Source organism: Klebsiella sp. JB_Kp031, from assembly GCF_040064295.1.
GTDB classification, from domain to species: domain Bacteria; phylum Pseudomonadota; class Gammaproteobacteria; order Enterobacterales; family Enterobacteriaceae; genus Klebsiella; species Klebsiella quasipneumoniae.
In genome coordinates this window covers 65,230-87,381 of record NZ_JBEAJW010000028.1, presented here as the reverse complement: position 1 = coordinate 87,381, position 22,152 = coordinate 65,230, and the positions used below count along the sequence as shown (strand labels likewise).

The following is a 22,152-nucleotide window of genomic DNA, read 5'->3' as shown; positions in this document are numbered from 1 at the left end:
ACCTGCGAAGAAAGTGGCGGAAAGCTGCGCAGTGTAACATTTTGTTTGTGACGCATTTAACGTTTTCGCAACTCTTCTCGCTTTTCATAAGAGGATGCGTAGCTGCTCGCATGTTTAAAAAAACGATGCTTGCTATCGCTTTAACAAATCTCAGGAGAATTTAATATAGCACTATGTGCTATACTTTTAACGACAGGATGTCAGCAATGCGTATCTTCAAAACCAAATGGTTCGCCAGAGAGGCTAGCTCTCATGGCATTTCCGACGACGAGCTCTACCAGGCAATTCAATCTGCGCTTCAGGGCAAGGTGGTTGATTTAGGAGGAGGGGTTTATAAAAAGCGACTCAACAAGAATCGCGATCGCGCAATCATCCTTACCAAAAGCGCAGGGTATTGGTTTTATACCTTTCTATATGCCAAACAGGATATGGCCAATATCAACCATCGCGAGTTAATGGGTTTTCGTGAGTTAGCAAAACACTATGCCAATCTCTCTTAAGAGAAAACGACGGTCTTAGTTAAAAGTAAAGAACTGGTGGAGATTTGCGATGACAGCAAAAAATAAATACAAAAGCCCGGCTTTCGAAGCGATCCATAGCGCTGCGTCGGGGCTATTCAGCGTTGGCGCAATCCCACAGGAAACAATGCGCCATTTTGATGAATCATGTCTCGGTAGCGTAGCCGCACTTCAACCCATTGAAATTAAAGCGCTACGTGAACAACTCAATGTTAGCCAACCCGTGTTCGCTCGTTATCTGAATACCAGCGTGTCTACCGTGCAAAAATGGGAGACTGGCGCTAAGCGACCAAGCGGAATGTCATTAAAATTGCTTAGCGTCGTACAAAAACACGGCCTGAAAATCCTACTGTAGTTATCCTGCCGGATGGCGCTTACGCTTATCCGGCCTACAAGGAACACAAGGAAGACAAAGGTTTGAAGCACAGGCCGGATAAGGCGCAGCCGCCATCCGGCACTCGGATTTACTCGCCGCGAGCCGATTTCACCAGCCCGCAGATCCACTCCTGGTGGCCGTTAATCATCGGATTGGGCAAGGTACGCGCCAGCTCCTGCGCCGGAACGCCCTTTTGCGACTCCTGGGTGAGGATACGCACGCGCCCGCCGGGCAAATCTTCAAACAACCACGCGTGGATCACATCAAGCCGCGTTGTTGCATCCCCTTCCGCCCAGCCGTGCCAGGCTACGCGCGCCGCCTGGCCGGCAACGGGAGGAACATATTCGGTAATCTGCGCCTCAATCGGAAAGCCGAAGGTGCTGAAGCTGAAGCGGGCGTTGGCGCTGAGGTTCGGGCCGCTGCCGTCATGGAAATGGATATCGGCAACGTTGCTGTAATAGCCCGGCCACAGCGTGGTGTCATCGAGCTGTGCCCAAATCTCGGCCGCCGTCAGGCCGCTGACGATAATTTCATTGGAGGCAAAGTTGTCGGTCGTACCCGGCAGATACTCTTCCGGCCAGACAATGGCGCTTTGCTGTAGAGACTGTTTCATGTTTCACCTCGTGAACGATTGATATAACGAGGTTAATCATGCGCCGGGCAGTGATATAAAGCGAATCACCATCTTTGATGACCATCATAAGCAAGGGTGATATCAGTGCAGCCAGTGCACGCCCTCTTCCGGCAGGAACAGCGCATTATAGCGTTGCTGCAGGTGATACAGATCACTGACATCCGGGTCCAGTTCGCGCAGAAACCCTTGCGCCAGACGGATCTGCGCATCGGTAATCGGCGCCGCTAAACGCGCTTTTTGCATCAGGCGATACCAGTCATGCAGGTTTTTTTCGCTGGCGTCAACGATAGCGGTCTGCCAGATGAGCAGCACCTGGGCGGCATTCTGCAGATGCGCTTCATTTGGTCGCTCGAGGTAGCGCAAATACTCATGACCGGCGGTTTTGCCCAGCTGATCGATCATCGATTCCACCGGAACAGGCGTCATGCCCAGGCGTTCGCTCAGACGACGAATCGCGCGGCGTGAATCAGAGGTAAGCACCCGAAATCCCACAACAAACACCACTACCAGGGTGGCCAGTCCTATCCAGATCATGCATCCTCTCATCCAATCGCGGCCTCACTATCATAATGGGAATTTGCCTGCTGTCGACTGCCGGACGTACCATAATGTGACTTATCGCGTTTGCGGATGGCTATCATGAAATCTGATATCAGAAACCTCGATCTCAACCTGCTGAAAGCCCTGGATGCGTTGCTCGATGAGCGCAGCGTCACCCGGGCGGCAGCGCGGCTAGCACTCACCCAGCCAGCGGTCAGCGGCATGCTCACTCGCCTGCGCGACGCCTTTAATGACCCGCTGTTTATCCGCGCCCCGCACGGCATGGTGCCGACGCTGCGCGCCCAGGCGTTGGCGGCTCCGGTAAAGCAACTGCTGACCGATGCCGAAGCCCTGCTGCAACCCGCGGTTTTCGATCCGCTGGAGGCTGACTTCACCTGGACCATCGCCGCGACGGATTATGCGTTGAAAGCGGTGATCGTGCCATTTATCGCCGCGCTGAAGCCAATGGCGCCGGGTATCCGCGTGCGCATTATTCCCGAATCTCCGGCCACGCTGCTGGCACAGACCGAACGCGGCGAAGTGGATATTGCGTTGTTAACGCCCCACGATACGCCGCCGGAACTGCACAGCCGGGCGCTGTATCAGGAAGAGTATGTCTGTCTGCTGCGCGAAGACCATCCCCAGGCCAACCAGCCGCTAACGCTAGACCGCTTCTGTGCGCTGGAACATGTTCTGGTTTCATGGCAGGGCGATAGCTTTCGCGGCGTGACCGACGACGCACTGGCGGCGCTTGGTCGGACCCGGCGAGTAGGATTGTCGGTCAGCAGTTTTCTGGTGTTGCCGGAAGTGCTGGCGGTGAGTGACATGATTGCCGTAGTACCACGCAGGCTGGCGAAAATGGCCAGCGGCATGAAAATCGCTACTCCGCCGCTGGCGATCCCCGGGTTTACCAAAAGTATGGCCTGGCACGAACGCAATCATCGCGATCCGGCTCAACAGTGGCTGCGGGAGCTGCTGCTACAAACCAGCCAGCAGAAACGATAAAAAAAGCCCGGCGCAATGGCCGGGCAAGGTTACCCAATACCTGGTGAATCAGGCGGTCTGCAAAACGCGGTTCTTTTTCTCGCGGCGAATTTTACGCTCTTCGAAGATAGCCACGATGGCCATCAGGCAGATACAGCCGATGGCGGCGGCGTCCAGCGCCGCAAAGGTGCCGGCCCAGCCGGTGAGGCCAAAGACCGGGGTGCCGTCGGCGATCATCCCGAGGCCCAGCTTGGCGAAGCTATCGCCGATCAGATAGGCGAAAGTGCCCTTGATCCCATCGGCGGCGCCGATCGCTTTTTTCGGTACGAAGCCAACGGCGGCGACGCCAATCAGCAGCTGCGGGCCAAACACCAGGAAGCCCAGCGCAAACAGCGAAGCCAGATAGACGTACTGATTGCTGGCATGTTGATAAACACCGAGAGTGGCGATAATCAGCGCCAGCGCGATGCAGGCCACCAGCGCGCGGCGGCCGTTGGCCAGGTCCGACAGCCAGCCCCACAGCAGCGTGCCAACCAGGGCGCCGACCTCAAACAGGGTAAACCCCTGAATCGCCACCTCTTTCGACAGCTTCAGCTCCTGGAAGGCATACACGGTGGACCATTGATCGATACCGATACGCACCACGTAGAGGAAGATGTTGGAGAAGCACAGCAGCCAGATCACTTTGTTTTTCAGCACGTACTCAACAAAGATCTGCCACTTGGTCATCGCGTTTTCTTCGGTCTCTTTATCCTCTTCGCTGATCGCTTCGCCAAACAGCTCCTCCGCCGTGCCGAGGCCGTAGGATTCCGGCGAGTCGCTACCGTAGCGCAGGCCAATAAAGCCGACGATCAGCGCAATAATCGACGGGAAGATAAACATGCCGATCACGTGGCCGTCGAACAGATAGTTGGCGCCAAACAGCGCCACGCCCGCCGCGCCGGCGCCGCCGAGGTTGTGAGAGATATTCCAGAAGCCGAGGAAGGTGCCGCGTTTGCGTCGTGGCGTCCATTTGGTGATGGTGGAATAGCTGCACGAGCCGCCGGTGCTCTGGAAGAAGCCGCTTAGCGCATAGAAGGCGATCATCAGGAACAGGCTGGTGGAACCCGCACCCATACTGGCGCTAAAGCCCAGCATGCAGATGGCGGAGAGGATCAGCATAAACGGCAGGAACTGCTTGGTGTTTTTGCCATCGGCATAGTAGGAAACCAGGGTTTTCCCTACGCCGTAGGTAATGGAGAAGCCCAGGCCAATCATCCCCAGCTGGGTCATGCTCAACCCGTAGGTGGAGATCATGTCGTTCTGCGCAATATTAAAGTTCTTGCGGATCAGGTACATGGTCAGGTAGCCAATGAAGACCACCAGATAGGACTGCATGAAAGGTTTGAACCACATTTTGCGCCGCACGTCGAGCGGCAGATCCAGGGTCGGCTTACGAACCTGATTCAGAAAGGCCAGCATGGGTATCTCCTGAGCTGATTTTTTATGCCTGCGTCATAGCCAGGCATTGTAAAAATCAGCGCGCCGTCTGGCCTGAGACGGCGTCCAGGTGAAACCGGGAAAATTTCTTAGTTTTGCCCCATTCGCGGCGAAAGAGTGAGATGCATCACGCTTCACTGGCGGCGCGCGGCGCCTGCGCGTTTAAGAACGGCAGCAGCAGCAGCGCGGAAATGCCGGCGGCAATCGCGATCGCCACGAAGAATCCGGTCCAGTGCCAGATATCCATTACCTGCGCCAGCGGCCAGCCGGAAAGCGACGCGCCAAGATATGCGAACAGGCCGACAAACCCGGTAGCCGCCCCGGCGGCCTCTTTATGCGAACACTCCGCCGCCGCCATGCCGATCAGCATCTGCGGGCCGAAGACAAAGAAACCGGTGGTGAAGAAGCAGGCCGCCTGCATCACGTAGCTGGCGAACGGCATCAGCCACAGGCCGCCAACCGACAGCAAAATGCCGGCGGCGAAGATCAGGTTCATCGGTCCGCGATTGCCGTTAAACAGCTTATCCGAGCCCCACCCCGCCACCAGCGCGCCGATAAATCCGCCCAGCTCGAACATGGTCACCGCCGAGTTAGCGGTCACCAGATCGACGCCAAGCGTCTCCGACATATACAGATTGCCCCAGTCGTTAATCGCCGCCCGCACCACGTACACCAGCACATAGCACAGCGACAGCAGCCAGATATAGGGGTTTGCCAGCACGTATCGGGTGAGGATCTCTTTGCGCGTCAGCCCGGCGCCCTCCTGCTGCTGGGCAATCTCCAGCGCATCGTGACGCCAGTCGCCCACGGCGGGTAGCCCCACCGCCTGCGGACGATCGCGCAGCCGCCAGCACAGATATAATCCGGCGAGGATCGCCAGGCCGCCGGCGATGGTCATCCCCGTGCGCCAGCCGTAATGTAGCGCCGCCGCTCCCACCACCATCGGGATCAGCGCGCCGCCCACGTTATGCGCCGTATTCCACAGCGCCCACCAGCCGCCGCGTTCGGTGCGTGAATACCAGGCCGTCAGCAGCCGGGCGCAGACCGGCGAGCCCCAACCCTGAAAGAAGGCGTTCAGTGCCCACAGCAGGGCGAAGGCCCACAGTGAGGAAGAAAAACCGAACAGAATATTCACCACCCCGGTGGCGATAAGCCCCAACCCCATAAAATAACGGGCATCGGAGCGGTCGCTGACGATACCGGAGAAAAATTTCGACAGTCCGTAGGTGATGTAAAACAGCGTGGCCAGCAGACCGATATCGCTGCGGGTCAGCACGTTGCTGGCGAGAATGTCAGGCACCGCGGCGTTAAAGCTTTTGCGGGTGAAATAGAACAGCGCGTAGCCCAGCCAGATGGTCAACAGGATATGGCGGCGCCAGTAGCGATAACGCGCATCAAGCTCGCGTTTATCGCTAATCGGCGCAGCGTCAGGCGGGGCTTTTAAAAAGGCGAACATCAGCGATCCTCTCAGGCGTAACGCAGCGGTAGATTGACGCACACCCGGGTACCGTGGGTGCAGGAGATCGTCAGCGTGCCCCCCAGGGCGGTCACGCGCTCGCGCATGCCGGTCAGACCGAATCCCTGCGCGCTGGATCCCGGCGGCAGGCCGCAGCCGTCATCCTCCAGCACCAGCATCAGACGCTCCTCCTGCTGCCAGCCCTGCAGGGTCACGGCGCTGGCGCTGGCGTGCTTGACGATATTGTTCAGTCCCTCCTGGCAGACGCGGAACAGGGTCACGCGCTGGTTTTCGCTCAGCCCCGCCTCGTTAATCCGCCAGTCGAGATGGCTGACAATGCCGCGGTCCTCCAGCTCCATCTCGCGCATCAGAGAACGTACCGCCTGCTCCAGCGGCAGGTCGTCAAGCTGGCGCGGACGCAGGCGGCCCAGCAGGCGACGCACCGAGTCGTAAACCCCTAGCGAGAGGTGTTCAATCAGCTGGCCGCTCTGGCGAACGCTGGCGTTGTCCGGCGCCAGCCGCTGGACGATCCCCGCCTGGGTGCGTATTGCGGTGATGGTCTGGCCAATATCATCATGGAGCTCGCGGGCGACGTCGCGGCGCACGCTCTCTTCGGTCTCCAGCAGGCGATCCGCCAGACGACGATTACGCGCCAGCTCGTTCTGTAGCGACTGGTTAAGCTCGCGCAATCGCTGGATCCCCGCCCCCAGCAGCAGCCCGGTGAGGCTCTGCGCCAGCAGCGAAAGCAGGAGATCGACGGGGTGATCGTGCCAGGTCTGGCTGGCAATCAGGGCGATAGCGTTCATCAATGTGGCGATCAGCGCGCCCTGCCAGCCGTAGTGCCAGGCGAGGGCGATAATCGGCAGCGCAAGGCAAAACGGGGTAAAGCGGGAGAGCTCGGCGGGCAGCCCAAGCTGCAGCCACAGGCTAATGGTGAATAACAACAGATACCAGATCAGATGCCGCCCGCGCCAGTTTACCGGCTGCGCCACCAGCGACGGCCCCAGGGGCCGCCAGACGGTGCTGGTGAGGTAGTGCCAGAACACCAGACAGGTCGGCGCCAGAGTCAGGCCGCCGGTGAGCGTCAACAGCAGGGCGTTAAGACCCTCGTCCCCCTCCGCCAGCCAGGGCAGCGATTGCAGAAGCGCGGCGGCCATTAACGCCCCGCCCTGACGCAGAAGCGTCAGCCAGTCGCGCTGCTGGCGATATCGCGAGATCAGCGCCACCGGCAGGAGGGTCAGCAGGCTTCCGGTCATCAATATTATCGGGTGCGCCAGCGCTACTTCCTGCGCCAGCCAGAAGATCAGCAGCCACTCGGTTCCCAGCAGCACCGGCCAGTAGCCGCGCGGGCACTGCAGCATCAGCCCCAAACGCAGGCCGAAGGGGAACAGCAGCACCGCCAGATCGGCGCGCTCCACCAGATGCAGGCTGATGCTCCACAGACAAAACCAGGCGGCGGCGAAAATAAAGGCGCAGCCGATCACCGACAGCAGGCGCGGGAGTATGGTCTTCATTGCCAGCTGTCAAACATACGGCGCGCCAGCTCGACGTCATTGTTGACGCCCAGCTTTTCCAGCAGGTTAGCGCGGTGAACGTGGACGGTTTTCGGCGACAGTCCGAGCTCAGCGGCGATCTCTTTCACCGCCATGCCCTCCGCCAGCTTTTCCGCCACCTGGCGTTCGCGTTTGGTGAGCGGATCCTGGCGCCCGGCGGCCAGCTTCATGGCGATATCCGGTGTGAGATAGCAGCCGCCCGCCGCCACCGTGCGCACCGCGGCGATAAGTTCGTCCGGGCTGCAGCGTTTCGACAGAAAGCCCCGCGCGCCGGCGTTAAGCGCCTGCTCGACCAGCGCCGGGCTGTCGTGCACCGACAGCATGATGGTCGCCATCCCCTTCGGCAGCTGGCTGAGCAGCGCCAGCCCGGAAATATCCGGCATTGAGATATCGCAGATACAGACCTGAACGCCGCGCCCCGGCAACCCCGCCAGCGCCTCGCGGCCGCTGCCGAATTCGGCGACAACCTGAAAATCAGTTTCCAGCCCCAGCAGCTGAGCAAAGCCGGAGCGGACAATCAAATGATCGTCAATAAGGGCGATGGTGGTCATGATAGGGTCCTGGTGCCTGAGGCGACAAAGCGCTGTGTCCGTAGGCCGGATAAGCGCAGCGCCATCCGGCAAAGGCGCTTACCTTAACCATAAGCACCTTACCGTTCAAGCCTTGCGCGATTTACTCAAAGAACACCGCAATTTTGTTAAACATGGTGGGATCGGACTGGTTACGCGCCACTTTGGTGACATCTTCCAGCTTTTCAATCTGGCTAATCATCTGCCCGAGACGCTGATCGTCGTTCACCAGCAGCCAGATGCGGCTGTGTTCGCTGCCCTGAATCGGTAGACAAAGAATCCCTTCGACGTTAAAAGCGCGGCGGGCAAAAAGCCCGCAGACGTGGGTCATGACGCCGGGGTGGTTGCGGACGGTGAGTTCCAGAATGACGTTTTCACAGTGTTTTTGCATGGCTTATTCCCCCACCATTTCAGTATTGGCCGCACCCGGCGGTACCATCGGATACACTTTCTGCTGCGCGTCGATGCGCACGTGGATCAGCGCCGGTCCCGGACGAGCGATGATCGCCTGCAGCGCCGCCTGCGGATCGGCTTCGTTATTTAAATCACAGGTTTGCAGGCCAAAACCGGCGGCAATCTGCATAAAGTTAATCATCCCTGGATAAGTGGCGGCAAAAACGCCCTGCTGATAAAACAGGCTCTGCTGCTGATGCACCAGCCCCAGCGCTTCGTTGTTCAGCAGAATAATTTTTACATCCAGCTGATTTTCAGCGGCGGTAGCCATCTCCTGAATATTCATCATCAGGCTGCCGTCGCCGGAGAAGCAGATAACCTTGCGCTGCGGATTCGCCAGCGCCGCGCCAATCGCCGCCGGCAGGCCGAAGCCCATGGTACCGAGGCCGCCGGAGGTCAGCCACTGGCGCGGACGGTTGAGCGGGTAGGCCTGCGCCGTCCACATCTGGTGCTGGCCAACGTCGGTAGTGATGATCGCTTCATCATCCACGCAGGCTGCCACGGCGTTAATCAGGCCGTAATGGGAAAGCGGGTCGCTTTCCTGCGGGATGGCGCAAGGGAATTCGCGCTGCAAGTCGGCCACCAGCTGGCGCCATTCCTCGCGCGGCTGCGCCTCAATCTGCGGGTTCAGCTGGGCTAAGACTTCCGCCACATCGCCCTGAATCGCCACGTGCGGTTGCTTGATTTTGCCCAGCTCGGCGCGGTCGATATCGACGTGGATAATCTTCGCGTTCGGGCAGAACTGCTCGGTCTTGCCAATCGCCCGGTCATCAAAACGCGCGCCTAAAACAATCAGTAAATCCGCTTCCTGCAGAATGAAGTTGGTGCTGCGCGCACCGTGCATCCCCAGCATCCCCAGCGACAGCGGGTGCGCCTTCGGCAGCATGCCCAGCGCCATCAGGGTCATGGTGGTTGGCAGATTGGCTTTTTCCGCCAGCTCACGGATCTCCTGCGGCGCGTTAATCACCCCGCCGCCCAGATAGAGCACCGGACGCTTCGCCGCATTGATCATCGCCGCCGCTTCGCGCACGCTTTCGTGGGCGAATGCCGGCGGAGCGGCGCGCTCGCCCGGTTCCGGCAACGTTTCCAGCTCAATGGTCGCCGACTGTACGTCCTTAGGAATGTCTATCCACACCGGCCCGGGACGCCCGGACTGAGCAATACGGAAGGCGTCGCTGATCACCTGCGGCAGCTCGGCGATGTCGCGCACCAGATAGTTATGTTTGGTGATGGGGATAGAGATGCCGTAGGTGTCCACTTCCTGGAAGGCGTCGGTGCCAATCATCGATGCCGGCACCTGGCCGGTGATGCAGACCAGTGGAATCGAATCCAGGCGGGCATCGGCGATCGCCGTCACCAGGTTCGTCGCCCCCGGGCCGCTGCAGGCCATACAGACCGCTGGTTTGCCTTCGGTACGCGCCATCCCCTGGGCGATAAAGCCCGCGCCCTGCTCGTGGCGCGCCAGGATGTGGCGGATCTGCGTGCTCTGGCTTAAGGCATCGTAAATAGGCAGGATGGAGCCGCCCGGAATGCCGCTAACCATAGTGATACCCTGGCGTTCCAGTAAATGAACAACCAGCTGCGCGCCGGTAAAGCGCATTGTGTTTGATGTGGTGCCCGAACTTGCCATGCTCCAGTCCTTTTCTTCTGGGCCGACTTTACCGGGGGGCTCGCCAACAAAAAACCCCGCTCGGTTTGCGCCGGCGGGGTTTGGAATTCGTGTTGTTCCGGACCCTACGGCGCATTGCCGACGACGACCACCACAGACACGACGACCACCGCGGCTGGCGCGGTTTTTAGTAGGGTCGAAGCGATCAGGGTTGCGTTCATTAGGGACCTGTTGTGTCGAAAAATAAGCTGAATTTATACAAACACAGGTTTTACGTTTTCACAATGGATTTATTTTCATCCACGAAAATTTGCGCGAAAGATCACAGTTCGGCGCAAAAGGGCAGAAAACAAAAAACCCCGCCGGAGCGAGGTTTTTATCAGTATGGTTACAGGTGGTAGCCGCAAGCACACTGTATTACGTCAACGCCAAAAGTATACGCGATCGCTGCAGTTCGCGCAATTTAAGGTCGCTTTTTCTCTGCCATAGAGTATGGGCGAGAGCGGCGGATTTGTCCAAAAAATACTGTTCATCCATACAGTATTTATCTATACTGGGTGTGTTCATGGTGTGCCATTCGGGGGCCGCAAGTTTGACCGGCGCAACGAAGTCCTGGCTGAAACGGGTGGTGCCGTCAGTGCCTTAACCCCGAGAGAGCACACTGTGTTACGTCAACAACGTGCAGTCACTGGTCCGCGCGGCAACGCGTGGTTCAGCGCTGCGCACCCCTGTCGTTGCTGGCGGCGGGCCGGGAAGCCGTCCACGGAAGGAGCAATCATTGGCCAGGGCGACGCCGCCGGCGACAGGCAGGGATAAGCTGGCAACAGGCAGCGGAAAGGTACGTCAGCTTATTGTGCTCCTTAACCACAGGAGACGCGCGTATGGGCGGAATGGATATTATTATTTTAATCCTGAAACTCATGGTTGCTGTGTTGCAACTACTTGATGCAGTCCTGAAACAGTTCCGCTGATTCAGGTTCAAGTCGCACCTGAGGGGGGCGGGAAACCGCCCCCCTGCAGGCGCCCGCCGGGCGTCCCGGGATGACTTGATGGAGGAAGCTATGCCACCCCTGTTAATTGCCGCCACGACGCCGGATGCCCCGGGGTTCGCGGCGCTGCGCACCGAAAGCCTTGAACAGCATTTCAATATGCTGCGCCGCCTGGCGGAAAACTGGCAGAGCGGCAAAAACCGCTTTACCGCGCCGGGCGAAACGCTGCTGGGCGCCTTTGTGAACCACCAGCTGGTTGGGGTATGCGGCATCAATAGCGATCCCTTCAGCCCGCAGCCGCGGGCCGGGCGTATTCGCCATCTCTACATCAGCGAGCGCTACCGCCGCCGGGGGATCGGCCAGCAGCTGCTGGTCTCGGTTATCACCCACTCCAGCGCCTGGTTTGATTTTCTGAACACCCACGCCCCGGCGCAGGCCTGGCCCTTTTATGAAAGACTTGGCTTTCGCCCGGTGTACGATGAACCGCGGGTGACGCATCGCCTGTTTTGTTCGCTGTAGCCCCGCTGGCTGGCAGCGCGGGCGCGTGTTACAGTCCGGTGACCTTCACTGTTGAACCTGTCTGCGATGACCATCACCGTATTCTGCATTTTGCTGTTCGCCGCCCTGCTGCACGCCAGCTGGAACGCTATTGTCAAAGCCAGCGGCGATAAAATGTACGCGGCGATCGGCGTCAGCGGCTCGGCCGCGCTGATCGCGCTGGTGATGCTGCCCTTTTCCCCGCAGCCAACGCTTGCCAGCGCCCCCTATCTGCTGGCGTCGTGCGCGTTACAGGTGGTGTATACGGTGCTGGTGGCGAAGACCTATCAGGTGTCGGATATGAGCCAGACCTATCCGCTGATGCGGGGAACTGCCCCATTGCTGGTGGCGGCGATAAGCGTGCTGTTTCTCGGCGATCGTTTGTCGCCGCTGGCCTGGCTGGGCATCGGCGTCATCTGCCTGGCTATTCTGGCGATGGCCTTTAACGGCCGCGCCAGCTCGCGCAAAGGCATCGTGCTGGCGCTGATCAACGCCTGCTTCATCGCCGGCTATACGCTGGTGGACGGCACCGGCGTCCGGCTGGCGGGCTCGGCGCTGGGCTACACCCTGTGGACCTTTTTTATGAACGGCTTCTGCCTGCTAAGCTGGGCAATGATGACCCGCCGCGCTGAAGCCAGCCGCTATCTGCGCCTGCACTGGCGAAAAGGTATCCTCGGCGGTATCGGCACCATGGGCTCCTACGGCCTGGCGCTGTGGGCGATGACCCAGGCGCCGCTGGCGGTGGTCGCCGCGCTGCGTGAAACCTCCATTTTGTTCGGCGCGCTGATCGCTTTTATCGTCCTGAAAGAGCAACTGATGCCGCTGCGCATCTTCGCCGCCTGCGGGATTGCCGCCGGGGCGATCCTCCTGCGCCTTGCGTAGCCTGCAATGGCAACATTAGTTGCCGTTCCTGTTTACATAATCTGCCTGGAATTCCCTCAACAATCGGCACTTTGCAGTTGTTCTGTCATTTTTATATGGTAGATTCCTCCATCGATTACGGGATGTGCCAGTCACATATTCTTCATTTCTCTTTACTCACAAAGTATTCATCGACATGAAACGGCATAAAAACTTCAATTTGTTGTTGATGCTGGTACTGCTGGTGGCCGTTGGCCAGATGGCGCAGACCATATATATTCCGGCCATCGCCGACATGGCGGTCGCGCTGAACGTTCGCGAAGGGGCGGTTCAAAGCGTGATGGCGGCCTACCTGCTGACCTACGGTATTTCACAGCTGTTTTACGGCCCGCTCTCCGACCGCATTGGTCGCCGCCCGGTGATCCTCGTCGGGATGTCGATTTTTATGCTGGCGACGCTGGTCGCCATGACCACCCATAGCCTGCCGGTGCTGATCGCCGCCAGCGCCATGCAGGGGATGGGCACCGGCGTCGGCGGCGTGATGGCGCGCACCCTGCCCCGCGATCTGTACGAAGGCGCCCAGCTACGTCATGCCAATAGCCTGTTAAATATGGGTATTCTGGTCAGCCCGCTGATTGCCCCGTTGCTCGGCGGCATCCTCGACACCCTGTGGAGCTGGCGCGCCTGTTACGCTTTCCTGCTGGTGCTGTGCGCCGGGGTGACCTTCAGCATGGCGAAATGGATGCCGGAAACGCGCCCGGAGGGCGCGCCGCGCACCAAACTTTTGGCCAGCTACAAAACGCTGTTCGGCACTGGCGCGTTTAACTGCTATCTGCTGATGCTGATCGGCGGCCTGGCGGGGATTGCGGTATTCGAAGCCTGTTCCGGCGTACTGATGGGCGCGGTGCTCGGCCTGAGCAGCATGGCGGTGAGTATTCTGTTTATTCTGCCGATCCCGGCGGCCTTCTTCGGCGCCTGGTTTGCCGGCCGCCCGAACAAGCGTTTCCCGACCCTGATGTGGCAATCGGTTATCTGCTGCCTGCTGGCGGGTCTGATGATGTGGATCCCGGGGCTGCTGGGCGTCATGACCGTCTGGACCCTGCTGGTGCCGGCGGCGCTGTTCTTCTTCGGCGCCGGCATGCTGTTCCCGCTGGCCACCAGCGGCGCGATGGAGCCATTCCCGTTCCTCGCCGGTACCGCCGGGGCGCTGGTTGGCGGCTTGCAGAATATCGGCTCCGGCGTACTGGCCTGGCTGTCGGCGATGATGCCGCAAAACGGTCAGGGCAGTCTCGGTCTGCTGATGATGCTGATGGGTCTGTTGATTCTGCTGTGCTGGCTGCCGCTGGCCTCGCGCTTTACCCACCATCAGCAGCCGGTCTAAGCGCCGCTTGGCGCTCCCCGGATAGCGGCTGACGCCTTATCCGGGCTACCTCCCGGTGGCTGCTTTTGTCTTATGTCAGGCTGTGCAGCCACTCGATAAAGGCGTCGATTTTCGGCCACTGGCGACCCGGCAGGGTGGTTACATAGTAGTGCTGGTGGCATTTCAGCGTCATATCGCCAAACGGGGCGATCAACTCCCCACTCTCCAGCCGCTTCTGCACCAGCCGCTTACGCCCCATCGCCACCCCGACATGATTCATCGCCGCAATCGTCGCTAAATCGGAACGATCGAAGCCAATCCCCGACGATGGCGGCAGTTCCACCGCAAACTGCTGCGCCCAGCTATACCACTCGTCGGTGCCGGAATCGTTACTCCATGCCTGGCGGTCGTGGAGCAACGTACAGTGGCACAGATTGCCCGGATTCGACATTAACTGCCGCTGTTGCGCGTAATTCGGCGTACATACCGGCACGATTGCCTCATCCATCAGAAAATGGTGACTCAGCTGCGACGACGGCGCATCATCAAAATAGATCGCCAGATCGATGCCCGTCCGCTGCAGGTTAACGTTCTCATTGCCGGTCAGCACGGTGAGGGAGATGGCCGGGTAACGGCGGGTAAAGTCACCCAGGGCCGGCACCAGCCAGCACTGGGCGATAGAGGGCCGCGAGTAGACCGTCAGACTGCCGGAGAGCTCCTGGTTTTTGATATCGAGGATCTCCTGATTGAGACCATCCAGCGACGACTTCAGCGCCCAGTAGACCCGCTTACCTTCACGCGTCAGCTCAACTTTGCGATGCGAGCGGACAAAGAGCAGGATCCCCAGCTCCTCTTCAAGTTGATTAATCCGGTGGCTGACGGCGCCAGGCGTGAGCGCCAGCTCGTCGGCGGCCAGGGCAAACGACTCGTGCCGCGCCGCCACCTCAAAGGTCGACAGCCTGGAGAGCTGCCAGCCGTTCAGCAACCGGGTACCTAAGGTTTTTAGCACATCCATCACGCGCTCCTGGCAAATACAGTGGCTGTTGATGATAAAAAAATCACGCCGGTTTTGCCGCAAAAGGGTGAGTTAATTTGACCCATAGCATATTTAATGGTCTGTTTTTGAGCTAAATCACCCATTTGATTCAATTCTCCTCACCCTAAAGCCCATTTTTATCGTTTGTCAGCCCATGACGATTCTCGCTTCAATAAGGCCAGATTATTCACAGGCGAGGTGGAATATGGGTTCGCAAGTCTGGGTTGTGAGCACGCTGCTGATCAGCATCGTGTTAATCGTCTTAACGATCGTCAAACTGAAGTTTCATCCATTTCTGGCGCTGCTGCTGGCGAGCTTTTTCGTCGGCGCGATGATGGGGATGGGCCCGCTGGAGATGGTCAACGCTATTGAGAGCGGCATCGGCGGTACGCTGGGCTTCCTTGCGGCGGTGATCGGTCTCGGCACCATTCTCGGCAAGATGATGGAGGTCTCCGGCGCGGCGGAGCGCATCGGCCTGACGCTGCAGCGCTGCCGCTGGCTGTCGGCGGACGTGATTATGGTGCTGGTCGGCCTGATCTGCGGCATCACGTTGTTTGTCGAAGTCGGCGTGGTCCTGCTGATCCCCCTGGCCTTCTCCATCGCCAAAAAAACCAATACCTCGCTACTGAAGCTGGCTGTTCCGCTGTGTACCGCGCTGATGGCGGTGCACTGCGTGGTCCCCCCGCATCCGGCGGCCCTGTTTGTCGCTAACAAACTGGGCGCCGATATCGGCACAGTGATTGTTTATGGCCTGCTGGTCGGTCTGATCGCCTCGCTGGTTGGCGGTCCGCTGTTTCTCAGAGCGTTAGGCAACCGCCTGCCGTACAAACCGGTTCCGGCCGAATTTGCCAACCTTGAGGTCCGCGAGGCGTCGACGCTGCCGTCACTCGGCGCCACGCTGTTTACCGTACTGCTGCCGATTGGCCTGATGCTGGTGAAAACCGTCGCCGAACTGAACATGGAGAAAGGCGGCACGCTGTATACGGTGCTGGAATTTATCGGCAACCCCATCACCGCGATGTTTATCGCCGTCTTTGTCGCCTATTACATGCTCGGCATTCGTCGGCAGATGGGGATGGGCGTCCTGCTGACCCATACGGAAAACGGCTTTGGGTCTATCGCCAACATCCTGCTGATTATCGGCGCAGGCGGCGCATTCAACGCGATTTTAAAATCCAGCGGCCTGGCCGATAGCCTGGCGGTGATTCTGTCGAACCTCGACATGCATCCGATTCTGCTGGCCTGGCTGGTGGCGCTTATCCTGCACGCCGCCGTTGGCTCCGCCACCGTGGCGATGATGGGCGCTACCGCCATCGTTGCCCCGATGCTGCCGCTTTATCCCGGCGTAAGCCCGGAGATCATCGCCATTGCCATCGGTTCCGGCGCCATTGGCTGCACGATCGTCACCGATTCCCTGTTCTGGCTGGTAAAACAGTACTGCGGCGCCAGCCTCAGTGAAACGTTCAAGTACTACACGACGGCGACTTTTATCGCGTCGCTACTTGCACTGGCCGCCACCTTCCTGCTTTCTTTCATTATCTGAGCGCAAAGAGACGTATGATGAAACACGCTGAATTGACCAACTTAACCGCGACCTTCCCGCTTGTGCAGGATCTGATCGCCCTGAAAGAAACCACCTGGTTTAACCCCGCCACCACCTCTCTGGCGGAGGGATTGCCTTACGTCGGCCTGACCGCCGACGACGTGCAGGGCGCCCATGCCCGCCTTCAGCGCTTCGCGCCCTATCTGGCGGAAGCCTTCCCGGAAACGGCCGCCAGCGGTGGGATTATCGAATCGGAAGTAGTCGCCATTCCGGCAATGAAGCACCGCCTTGAGCAAAAATTCGGCCAGCCGATTGGCGGCGAACTGCTGCTGAAAAAAGACAGCCATCTGCCGATCTCCGGCTCGATCAAAGCGCGCGGCGGCATTTATGAAGTGCTGACCCATGCGGAAAAGCTGGCATTGGAAGCCGGACTGCTGACTACCGCAGACGATTATCGCAAATTGCTGACGCCGGAGTTTAAACAGTTCTTCAGCCAGTACAGCATCGCCGTCGGCTCCACCGGCAACCTCGGGATGTCGATCGGCATCATGAGCGCCCGCATCGGCTTTAAGGTTACCGTGCATATGTCCGCAGACGCCCGGGCGTGGAAAAAGGCCAAACTGCGCAGCCACGGCGTGACGGTGGTGGAGTATGAAGAGGACTACGGCGTGGCGGTCGAACAGGGGCGCAAGGCGGCGGAATACGACCCAAACTGCTTTTTCATCGACGATGAAAATTCGCGCACGCTGTTCCTCGGCTATGCCGTGGCCGGCGAGCGCCTGAAGGCGCAGTTCGCCAAAGCCGGACGGGTGGTCGATACCGACCATCCGCTGTTCGTCTACCTGCCGTGCGGCGTCGGCGGCGGCCCTGGCGGCGTGGCGTTTGGCCTCAAGCTGGCCTTTGGCGACCACGTTCACTGCCTGTTCGCCGAACCGACCCACTCCCCCTGCATGCTGCTCGGCGTCTATACCGGGCTTCATGACCAGATAGCGGTGCAGGATTTAGGCATTGATAATCTGACCGCCGCCGACGGTCTGGCGGTCGGCCGGGCGTCCGGCTTCGTTGGCCGGGCAATGGAGCGCCTGCTCGACGGGTTCTATACCCTTGATGACCAGACGATGTATGACATGCTGGGCTGGCTGGCGACAGCGGAAAATATCCGCCTTGAACCCTCCGCGCTGGCCGGAATGGCCGGGCCGCAGCGCGTCTGTGCCAGCAAAGCGTACCATCAGCTGCAGGGGCTGAGTGAGCAACAGCTGCAGCAGGCGACCCACCTGGTGTGGGCCACCGGCGGCGGAATGGTGCCGGAAGAGGAGATGGCGCAGTATCTGGCGAAGGGGCGCTAATCTTCAGCGCAGCAGCGGCATCAACGCCTCTGGCGGCCGCTGCTGTCGGCGCAGGTCCCGCATCACCCGCATATAGGGCCCGCTGAGATCGTAAAACTGCCGGTAACCCGCGCACAGCGGGTCTTCCTGTTCGCCGCAGCGGCACAGGCGTAGCCACGGACAGCCGTAGCAGGCGCTGTTGGCCGCCAGCGCCCCCGCCTGCGTTATCAACTCGCCGCACCAGGCGCTCAGCGTCTCGCTAAACAGCAAAATATTGATACGGCCAATATCTTCCCGCACCCAGCGGTGAAAGACTGCGCAGAGAAACTCACCCCAAAGCACGGCGTCGCCGGTCCCCAGCTGCGGAATAAAATGGATAGCCGTGAGTCCCTGTTGACGCAGCTGCGCATAGAACGCCTGCGGTTGATGGCAATGATGCGCCTCCACAACGACAGCCTGAAAGGGAGTGTCATGTTGCTGGCCGGGGGCATGAGTGAGAGGCAAATTCGCCGGACATCCTGTCATGACATATCCCTAATGAATAAAACGATCTGTTGAAGGTGAGTAACAGCAAACAGGAATGCCAGAGAAAGTACTGCGAGTGCGATCAAAAATTTGTCACGAACCGCCCGCGGCTGTAAAAAATCGCTGTCGTCGACGTCCATCAGATGACGACGGCGGGTATAGCCCCAGAGGATCACCGCCACTATCGCCAGCACGCCGATCGACAGCCAGAAAGGCAGTCCGGCGCGGTGCCAGCTGTGCTTAATCGCCAGCGCCATCAGCGCGCCATAGCCCAACAGGGTGCGAAACCAGGCCAGCGAGGTACGCTCTGGCTGTAGTCCCGGGTCGCTTTCCCGCCGCGCCCGGCGTTTATCCGCCATACAGCACCAGCAGCATCACCGCGACCACCACCGCCAGCAGCAGGATGCTAATCACCAGCAGCGTCCGGGTATAGGGGAGATCCTGCTTCAGGCGCATCGCCTTCTCGTTATTCAGCCAGCGCAGATAGCCATAGATGGCCATGCCGCCGGCAAACAGGCACAGCAGCAGGGCGAGAATTTCACGGATCAGCGGCGTGGCAAAGTCTGGCGCCAGCTGGTCAAGACCGACGCCAGCGGCGAGAAAACCGAGCGCCGTGCGGATCCATGCCAGAAAGGTACGTTCGTTAGCCAGCGAAAAGCGGTAATCCGGCGCTTCGCCGAGGCGGGAGATTTTCATGACGGTTCCTTGTTCATCGCGCAGCAGGCTTCAGCATAGCGTAAATCAGGAACCGGGGAGAAGAACCGGCGCCCCGCAGGGCGCCGGTCAACGGCGGGGATTAATGCAGCTCCGGCCAGTAATCTTTGTTGGCGGCAATCAGGTCGTCGAGGATCGCTTTTGCCACCGAGGCACTCGGCACGGTTTTCGACAGGGTAATCGCCTGCCACAGCTTGTGGTAAGAGCGCTGTTCCCAGGCATCGACCACCAGTTTTTCCACCGCCACCTGCTGGCTCATCATCCCTTTCTGGAAGTGCGGGATGTCGCCGACCGTCAGCGGCTCCGGCCCGTTGTGACCCACCAGGCAAGGAATTTCCACCATCGCGTCAGCGTCAAAGTTATGGATCGCGCCGTTGTTCGGCACAATCAGCAGCATCCTTTCCTGGGTGTTAAAGGCGATGGCCGTCGCCAGATCGACGATATACGACGCGTGCTCGTCAATTTCCAAATCGCCAGCGGAGGATTTCCCGGCGGCAATAATCGCCCGGCAGGCGCTGAAGACGTTTTTCTCGCGATGATCCATCACCTCATTGGCGCGGGTGCGTTCCGGGTTGGAGTGGGCCACCACGTAGTCCGGGAACAGGTAATATTTCAGATAGGTATTCGGCATGGTCTGCGGATCCAGCGCCTGCACATCTTTCGCTTTGGCAAAAGTGTCGTTCCAGCTGGCCTCGGTGTGCGGGTCGTTAGAAGGCGGCACATAGCCGTATTTCGCCACATATTCGCGCAGTTTTGGCATCAAATCGTTGCCGTCGAGATCCTCAATCGAAGTCCACCAGCCGAAGTGGTTAAGGCCGTAGTAGCGCACGCGCATCTGTTTACGGTCTTTGAGGCCAACAATCTGCGCCATCCGCCCTTCGATACCGATTGGCATATCGCAGATGTTGAGGATTTTGGCGTTTGGCCGCAGACGGCGGGTGGCTTCCGCCACAATCGCCGCCGGGTTGGAGTAGTTGAGCATCCAGGCGTTCGGCGAATATTTTTCCATATAATCCACCAGCTCCAGCACGCCGCCGATAGACCGCATACCGTAGGCGATCCCGCCCGGTCCGCAGGTCTCCTGGCCCAGCACGCCGTGGCGCAGCGGGATTTTCTCATCCTGTTCACGCATCGGATATTTCCCGACGCGGATATGCGCCATGACGAAATCAACATCGGTAAATGCCGCCTGCGGATCGGTGGTATAGCTGAATTCAATCTCCGGTGCCTGCTCTTTGAGGATCACTTTGCACGCCTCGGCGATGGTCTCCTGGCGCGCACCGTCGTTGTCGTAAAATTTCAGCGACCGCAGCGGAAAACGATCCTGGTTTGCCAGCAGCATCAGGACAATGCCCGGAGTGAAGGTGCTGCCGCCGCCTGCGATAACAACTGAGAATTTTTTCATGATACTGCCTCCGTCATGGTGGTATGTTCGGTCGAAAGAGAATCTTTCATCAGGTTTTCCAGCTGGTCGCGCACCTGGGGAACGTGCAGGCCGACGATGACCTGAATCCCGTTGCCGCGGCGAACTACCCCGTGGGCGCCCAGCGCTTTAAAGACGTCGTCACTTTGCGTTTTCGCCATATCGACCAGTGCGATGCGCAGTCGGGTGGCGCAGTTATTGATACTTTCAATGTTGCCGGCGCCGCCGAGGGCCTGCAGGAAGCCAGCGGCCTGGCCCAGCCGGGTCTCTGGCACGGCCGCCGCCGTGGTTTTACCCCGCGCTGCCTGATAGTCGGCCTTGCTGTAGAGCTTGATTTCACTCTCTTCCCGGCCCGGCGTCTTCAGGTTCAGACGCAGGATCAGGGTGCGGAAGACCACGAAGTAGAGAGCGGTGAAACAGAGACCAATACCTATCTGAATGAACATCATCGAGGCGTGGTGATGAAACATTGGGATCCAGTTTTGCGGCAAGAACTGGTCGAGCAGGCCACCGCCGAAATTGCCCACCACCCCGCAGATGTACATTACCGTCGCCATGGACGCCGCCAGCACTGCGTGGACGGCGAACAGCAGCGGCGAGATGAACAGGAAGGTGAACTCCAGCGGCTCGGTGATCCCGACCAGCATCGCGGTCAACGTGGCGGGGATCAGCAGGCCGGCAACCTTGACGCGATTTTCCGGCGCGGCGGTGAAGTAGAGCGCCAGCGCAATGCCCACCGAACCAAACACTTTCGAGTTACCGTGCAGGGCAAAGCCGCCCTCCGGGAACAGCGTCTTCAGCGGTTCCGTACTCTGACTGAACGCCTGCAGATGCTCTGCCCAGTAGACCTGTAGTCCCCCCTCCACCACCGCCGGGCCAAAGATGAACGGGCCATAGACGAAGTGGTGCAGGCCGGTGGGGATCAGAATGCGCTCAAGGAAGATGTAAACCCACACCCCAAGCGCGCCGGCAGAGCGCAGGAAGGCCTGTAGCGATTCAATACCCAGCTGGACTTTTGGCCAGCCGAGCAGCGTCAGCCAGGCGCAGGGGATCATCGCGAGGAAGGCGACAATGACCACGAACGATGAGCCCTGGAAGATGCCGAGGAACACCGGCAGGGGTTTATCGAAATAGCGATTATGCAGGGCCGTCACCAGGCCGGAGATGACGATCGCCCCGATAATGCTGGTGTCGAGGGTTTTAATCCCCGCAATCATCGTCAGGCCGCTGCCGGCCGTGGGTTCAACGGAAAAGTCGACGCCGAAGAAGTGGCCCCAGGTCATCCCCATGGCATTGATAAAGTAGTTCCAGGTGAGAAAGCTCACCAGTACCGCCAGACAGGCCCGGCCCTGGGCCTGTTTCGCCAGGCCAATCGGCAGGCCGACGGCGAAAATCAGCGGCATATTACGAAAGACGGTCCAACCGCCCTCTTCGATGATGTGAACGATTTGTGCAAACAGGCTGTCGGGTGCGGTCAGCGCTTCGCCGACGAACATCGGGTTGCGCAACATAATGGCGATACCGACCACGATCCCGGCGAAAGGAAACAATAAAACCGGGGTAAACATGGCGCCGCCAAAGCGTTGTATTTGACTGAGCATTGGGAAATCCTCATATAACAACTCGTAGGGTGAATGGCCTTCTTTTTCTTGGTTACCGGCCTCACTC

Annotated in this window: 25 protein-coding genes and 1 pseudogene; 10 read left to right on the top strand and 16 right to left on the bottom strand. The window is 59.4% G+C overall.

The window, feature by feature from the left end; translation table 11 throughout:
- Window positions 1-206: 206 nt before the first annotated feature.
- Both ABLV64_RS12990 and ABLV64_RS12985 read left to right on the top strand, forming a co-directional pair.
- Window positions 207-566, top strand: a pseudogene (locus ABLV64_RS12990) (type II toxin-antitoxin system RelE/ParE family toxin).
- Window positions 550-873 (top strand): DNA-binding transcriptional regulator, encoded by a 324-nt coding sequence (locus tag ABLV64_RS12985; RefSeq protein ID WP_004173862.1) that lies wholly within the window; start codon window positions 550-552, stop codon window positions 871-873. Before ABLV64_RS12990 ends, ABLV64_RS12985 begins: the two are co-directional and overlap by 17 nt.
- 109 nt (window positions 874-982) lie before the next feature.
- Here ABLV64_RS12985 and ABLV64_RS12980 read toward each other — a convergent pair whose 3' ends face one another.
- Entirely contained in the window at window positions 983-1,507 is a 525-nt protein-coding gene (locus ABLV64_RS12980; protein ID WP_050533511.1) for a polyketide cyclase, read from the bottom strand.
- A 102-nt stretch (window positions 1,508-1,609) separates the two neighbouring features.
- Window positions 1,610-2,062, bottom strand: coding sequence for a DUF1198 family protein (locus tag ABLV64_RS12975; protein WP_048298591.1), 453 nt, complete (start codon window positions 2,060-2,062; stop codon window positions 1,610-1,612).
- Window positions 2,063-2,167: 105 nt separating this feature from the next.
- On the opposite strand from ABLV64_RS12975, the gene ABLV64_RS12970 reads away from it, so the two are divergent.
- On the top strand, window positions 2,168-3,073 hold the full coding sequence (locus ABLV64_RS12970) for a LysR family transcriptional regulator (RefSeq protein WP_050533512.1): 906 nt from the start codon (window positions 2,168-2,170) through the stop codon (window positions 3,071-3,073).
- Window positions 3,074-3,121: 48 nt separating this feature from the next.
- On the opposite strand, the gene uhpT is transcribed toward ABLV64_RS12970, so the two are convergent.
- From uhpT to ivbL, 7 genes are all read right to left on the bottom strand, one after another.
- Window positions 3,122-4,513, bottom strand: coding sequence for a hexose-6-phosphate:phosphate antiporter (gene uhpT, locus ABLV64_RS12965; RefSeq protein ID WP_023291435.1), 1,392 nt, complete (start codon window positions 4,511-4,513; stop codon window positions 3,122-3,124).
- A 145-nt stretch (window positions 4,514-4,658) separates the two neighbouring features.
- Window positions 4,659-5,987, bottom strand: coding sequence for an MFS transporter (locus ABLV64_RS12960; protein ID WP_004202243.1), 1,329 nt, complete (start codon window positions 5,985-5,987; stop codon window positions 4,659-4,661).
- An 11-nt stretch (window positions 5,988-5,998) separates the two neighbouring features.
- On the bottom strand, window positions 5,999-7,480 hold the full coding sequence (gene uhpB / locus ABLV64_RS12955) for a signal transduction histidine-protein kinase/phosphatase UhpB (RefSeq protein WP_025999189.1): 1,482 nt from the start codon (window positions 7,478-7,480) through the stop codon (window positions 5,999-6,001).
- A gap of 17 nt (window positions 7,481-7,497) precedes the next feature.
- The gene (uhpA, locus tag ABLV64_RS12950; protein WP_032456764.1) at window positions 7,498-8,091 is read right to left on the bottom strand and encodes a transcriptional regulator UhpA; all 594 of its coding nucleotides are present in this window, start codon (window positions 8,089-8,091) and stop codon (window positions 7,498-7,500) included.
- Window positions 8,092-8,212: 121 nt separating this feature from the next.
- Complete coding sequence (gene ilvN, locus ABLV64_RS12945; RefSeq protein WP_023319383.1) at window positions 8,213-8,500, bottom strand: acetolactate synthase small subunit; 288 nt, start codon at window positions 8,498-8,500, stop codon at window positions 8,213-8,215.
- A 3-nt stretch (window positions 8,501-8,503) separates the two neighbouring features.
- Entirely contained in the window at window positions 8,504-10,192 is a 1,689-nt protein-coding gene (ilvB, locus tag ABLV64_RS12940; RefSeq protein WP_032425823.1) for an acetolactate synthase large subunit, read from the bottom strand.
- A 104-nt stretch (window positions 10,193-10,296) separates the two neighbouring features.
- Window positions 10,297-10,392: an ilvB operon leader peptide IvbL gene (gene ivbL / locus ABLV64_RS12935; RefSeq protein WP_002923286.1), complete on the bottom strand. Its 96-nt coding sequence runs from the start codon at window positions 10,390-10,392 to the stop codon at window positions 10,297-10,299.
- A gap of 12 nt (window positions 10,393-10,404) precedes the next feature.
- Between ivbL and ABLV64_RS12930 the strand changes: the two genes are divergently transcribed.
- The 5 genes from ABLV64_RS12930 to emrD all read left to right on the top strand — a co-directional run bounded on the left by ABLV64_RS12930 (window position 10,405) and on the right by emrD (window position 13,939).
- A complete protein-coding gene (locus ABLV64_RS12930; protein ID WP_072096580.1) occupies window positions 10,405-10,572 on the top strand; it encodes a hypothetical protein in 168 nt (55 codons plus the stop codon).
- A 450-nt stretch (window positions 10,573-11,022) separates the two neighbouring features.
- On the top strand, window positions 11,023-11,142 hold the full coding sequence (gene tisB, locus ABLV64_RS12925) for a type I toxin-antitoxin system toxin TisB (protein ID WP_004145059.1): 120 nt from the start codon (window positions 11,023-11,025) through the stop codon (window positions 11,140-11,142).
- Window positions 11,143-11,232: 90 nt separating this feature from the next.
- Window positions 11,233-11,679 carry a GNAT family N-acetyltransferase gene (locus ABLV64_RS12920; protein ID WP_004202251.1) on the top strand — a complete coding sequence of 149 codons (447 nt, stop codon included), beginning with the start codon at window positions 11,233-11,235 and terminating at the stop codon, window positions 11,677-11,679.
- A 66-nt stretch (window positions 11,680-11,745) separates the two neighbouring features.
- Window positions 11,746-12,579, top strand: coding sequence for a DMT family transporter (locus ABLV64_RS12915; protein ID WP_004202252.1), 834 nt, complete (start codon window positions 11,746-11,748; stop codon window positions 12,577-12,579).
- A gap of 175 nt (window positions 12,580-12,754) precedes the next feature.
- Window positions 12,755-13,939, top strand: coding sequence for a multidrug efflux MFS transporter EmrD (emrD, locus tag ABLV64_RS12910; protein ID WP_004202254.1), 1,185 nt, complete (start codon window positions 12,755-12,757; stop codon window positions 13,937-13,939).
- A gap of 70 nt (window positions 13,940-14,009) precedes the next feature.
- On the opposite strand, the gene dsdC is transcribed toward emrD, so the two are convergent.
- On the bottom strand, window positions 14,010-14,933 hold the full coding sequence (dsdC, locus tag ABLV64_RS12905) for a DNA-binding transcriptional regulator DsdC (RefSeq protein ID WP_017899673.1): 924 nt from the start codon (window positions 14,931-14,933) through the stop codon (window positions 14,010-14,012).
- The gene (locus ABLV64_RS12900; RefSeq protein ID WP_032425824.1) at window positions 14,933-15,067 is read right to left on the bottom strand and encodes a hypothetical protein; all 135 of its coding nucleotides are present in this window, start codon (window positions 15,065-15,067) and stop codon (window positions 14,933-14,935) included. Before ABLV64_RS12900 ends, dsdC begins: the two co-directional genes overlap by 1 nt.
- 92 nt (window positions 15,068-15,159) lie before the next feature.
- Between ABLV64_RS12900 and dsdX the strand changes: the two genes are divergently transcribed.
- Together dsdX and dsdA are read left to right on the top strand one after the other, a co-directional pair.
- Window positions 15,160-16,497, top strand: a complete 1,338-nt coding sequence (gene dsdX, locus ABLV64_RS12895; RefSeq protein WP_080848129.1) for a D-serine transporter DsdX — start codon at window positions 15,160-15,162, stop codon at window positions 16,495-16,497.
- Between the two features lie 17 nt (window positions 16,498-16,514).
- A complete protein-coding gene (gene dsdA, locus ABLV64_RS12890; protein ID WP_080848128.1) occupies window positions 16,515-17,843 on the top strand; it encodes a D-serine ammonia-lyase in 1,329 nt (442 codons plus the stop codon).
- 3 nt (window positions 17,844-17,846) lie between these two features.
- On the opposite strand, the gene ABLV64_RS12885 is transcribed toward dsdA, so the two are convergent.
- The 5 genes from ABLV64_RS12885 to ABLV64_RS12865 all read right to left on the bottom strand — a co-directional run bounded on the left by ABLV64_RS12885 (window position 17,847) and on the right by ABLV64_RS12865 (window position 22,085).
- Window positions 17,847-18,269 carry a regulator gene (locus tag ABLV64_RS12885; RefSeq protein WP_080848126.1) on the bottom strand — a complete coding sequence of 141 codons (423 nt, stop codon included), beginning with the start codon at window positions 18,267-18,269 and terminating at the stop codon, window positions 17,847-17,849.
- A 74-nt stretch (window positions 18,270-18,343) separates the two neighbouring features.
- On the bottom strand, window positions 18,344-18,706 hold the full coding sequence (locus ABLV64_RS12880) for a DUF202 domain-containing protein (RefSeq protein ID WP_017899669.1): 363 nt from the start codon (window positions 18,704-18,706) through the stop codon (window positions 18,344-18,346).
- A complete protein-coding gene (locus tag ABLV64_RS12875) occupies window positions 18,696-19,043 on the bottom strand; it encodes a DUF202 domain-containing protein (RefSeq protein WP_004202264.1) in 348 nt (115 codons plus the stop codon). Before ABLV64_RS12875 ends, ABLV64_RS12880 begins: the two co-directional genes overlap by 11 nt.
- 100 nt (window positions 19,044-19,143) lie before the next feature.
- Window positions 19,144-20,466, bottom strand: coding sequence for a 6-phospho-alpha-glucosidase (locus ABLV64_RS12870; RefSeq protein ID WP_017899668.1), 1,323 nt, complete (start codon window positions 20,464-20,466; stop codon window positions 19,144-19,146).
- A complete protein-coding gene (locus ABLV64_RS12865; RefSeq protein ID WP_004202268.1) occupies window positions 20,463-22,085 on the bottom strand; it encodes an alpha-glucoside-specific PTS transporter subunit IIBC in 1,623 nt (540 codons plus the stop codon). The genes ABLV64_RS12870 and ABLV64_RS12865 overlap by 4 nt, the downstream gene beginning before the upstream one ends.
- Window positions 22,086-22,152 lie beyond the last annotated feature (67 nt).

Coding starts and splice junctions, on each gene's coding strand:
- uhpA (WP_032456764.1), bottom strand. CDS start 8,091: ATGACCACCATCGCCCTTATTGACGATCATTTGATTGTCCGCTCCGGC.
- ivbL (WP_002923286.1), bottom strand. CDS start 10,392: ATGAACGCAACCCTGATCGCTTCGACCCTACTAAAAACCGCGCCAGCC.
- ABLV64_RS12880 (WP_017899669.1), bottom strand. CDS start 18,706: ATGGCGGATAAACGCCGGGCGCGGCGGGAAAGCGACCCGGGACTACAG.
- dsdC (WP_017899673.1), bottom strand. CDS start 14,933: ATGGATGTGCTAAAAACCTTAGGTACCCGGTTGCTGAACGGCTGGCAG.
- ABLV64_RS12915 (WP_004202252.1), top strand. CDS start 11,746: ATGACCATCACCGTATTCTGCATTTTGCTGTTCGCCGCCCTGCTGCAC.
- ABLV64_RS12975 (WP_048298591.1), bottom strand. CDS start 2,062: ATGATCTGGATAGGACTGGCCACCCTGGTAGTGGTGTTTGTTGTGGGA.
- uhpT (WP_023291435.1), bottom strand. CDS start 4,513: ATGCTGGCCTTTCTGAATCAGGTTCGTAAGCCGACCCTGGATCTGCCG.
- ilvB (WP_032425823.1), bottom strand. CDS start 10,192: ATGGCAAGTTCGGGCACCACATCAAACACAATGCGCTTTACCGGCGCG.
- ABLV64_RS12920 (WP_004202251.1), top strand. CDS start 11,233: ATGCCACCCCTGTTAATTGCCGCCACGACGCCGGATGCCCCGGGGTTC.
- dsdA (WP_080848128.1), top strand. CDS start 16,515: ATGAAACACGCTGAATTGACCAACTTAACCGCGACCTTCCCGCTTGTG.
- ABLV64_RS12870 (WP_017899668.1), bottom strand. CDS start 20,466: ATGAAAAAATTCTCAGTTGTTATCGCAGGCGGCGGCAGCACCTTCACT.
- dsdX (WP_080848129.1), top strand. CDS start 15,160: ATGGGTTCGCAAGTCTGGGTTGTGAGCACGCTGCTGATCAGCATCGTG.
- ABLV64_RS12985 (WP_004173862.1), top strand. CDS start 550: ATGACAGCAAAAAATAAATACAAAAGCCCGGCTTTCGAAGCGATCCAT.
- emrD (WP_004202254.1), top strand. CDS start 12,755: ATGAAACGGCATAAAAACTTCAATTTGTTGTTGATGCTGGTACTGCTG.
- ilvN (WP_023319383.1), bottom strand. CDS start 8,500: ATGCAAAAACACTGTGAAAACGTCATTCTGGAACTCACCGTCCGCAAC.
- ABLV64_RS12960 (WP_004202243.1), bottom strand. CDS start 5,987: ATGTTCGCCTTTTTAAAAGCCCCGCCTGACGCTGCGCCGATTAGCGAT.
- ABLV64_RS12970 (WP_050533512.1), top strand. CDS start 2,168: ATGAAATCTGATATCAGAAACCTCGATCTCAACCTGCTGAAAGCCCTG.
- ABLV64_RS12875 (WP_004202264.1), bottom strand. CDS start 19,043: ATGAAAATCTCCCGCCTCGGCGAAGCGCCGGATTACCGCTTTTCGCTG.
- ABLV64_RS12980 (WP_050533511.1), bottom strand. CDS start 1,507: ATGAAACAGTCTCTACAGCAAAGCGCCATTGTCTGGCCGGAAGAGTAT.
- ABLV64_RS12865 (WP_004202268.1), bottom strand. CDS start 22,085: ATGCTCAGTCAAATACAACGCTTTGGCGGCGCCATGTTTACCCCGGTT.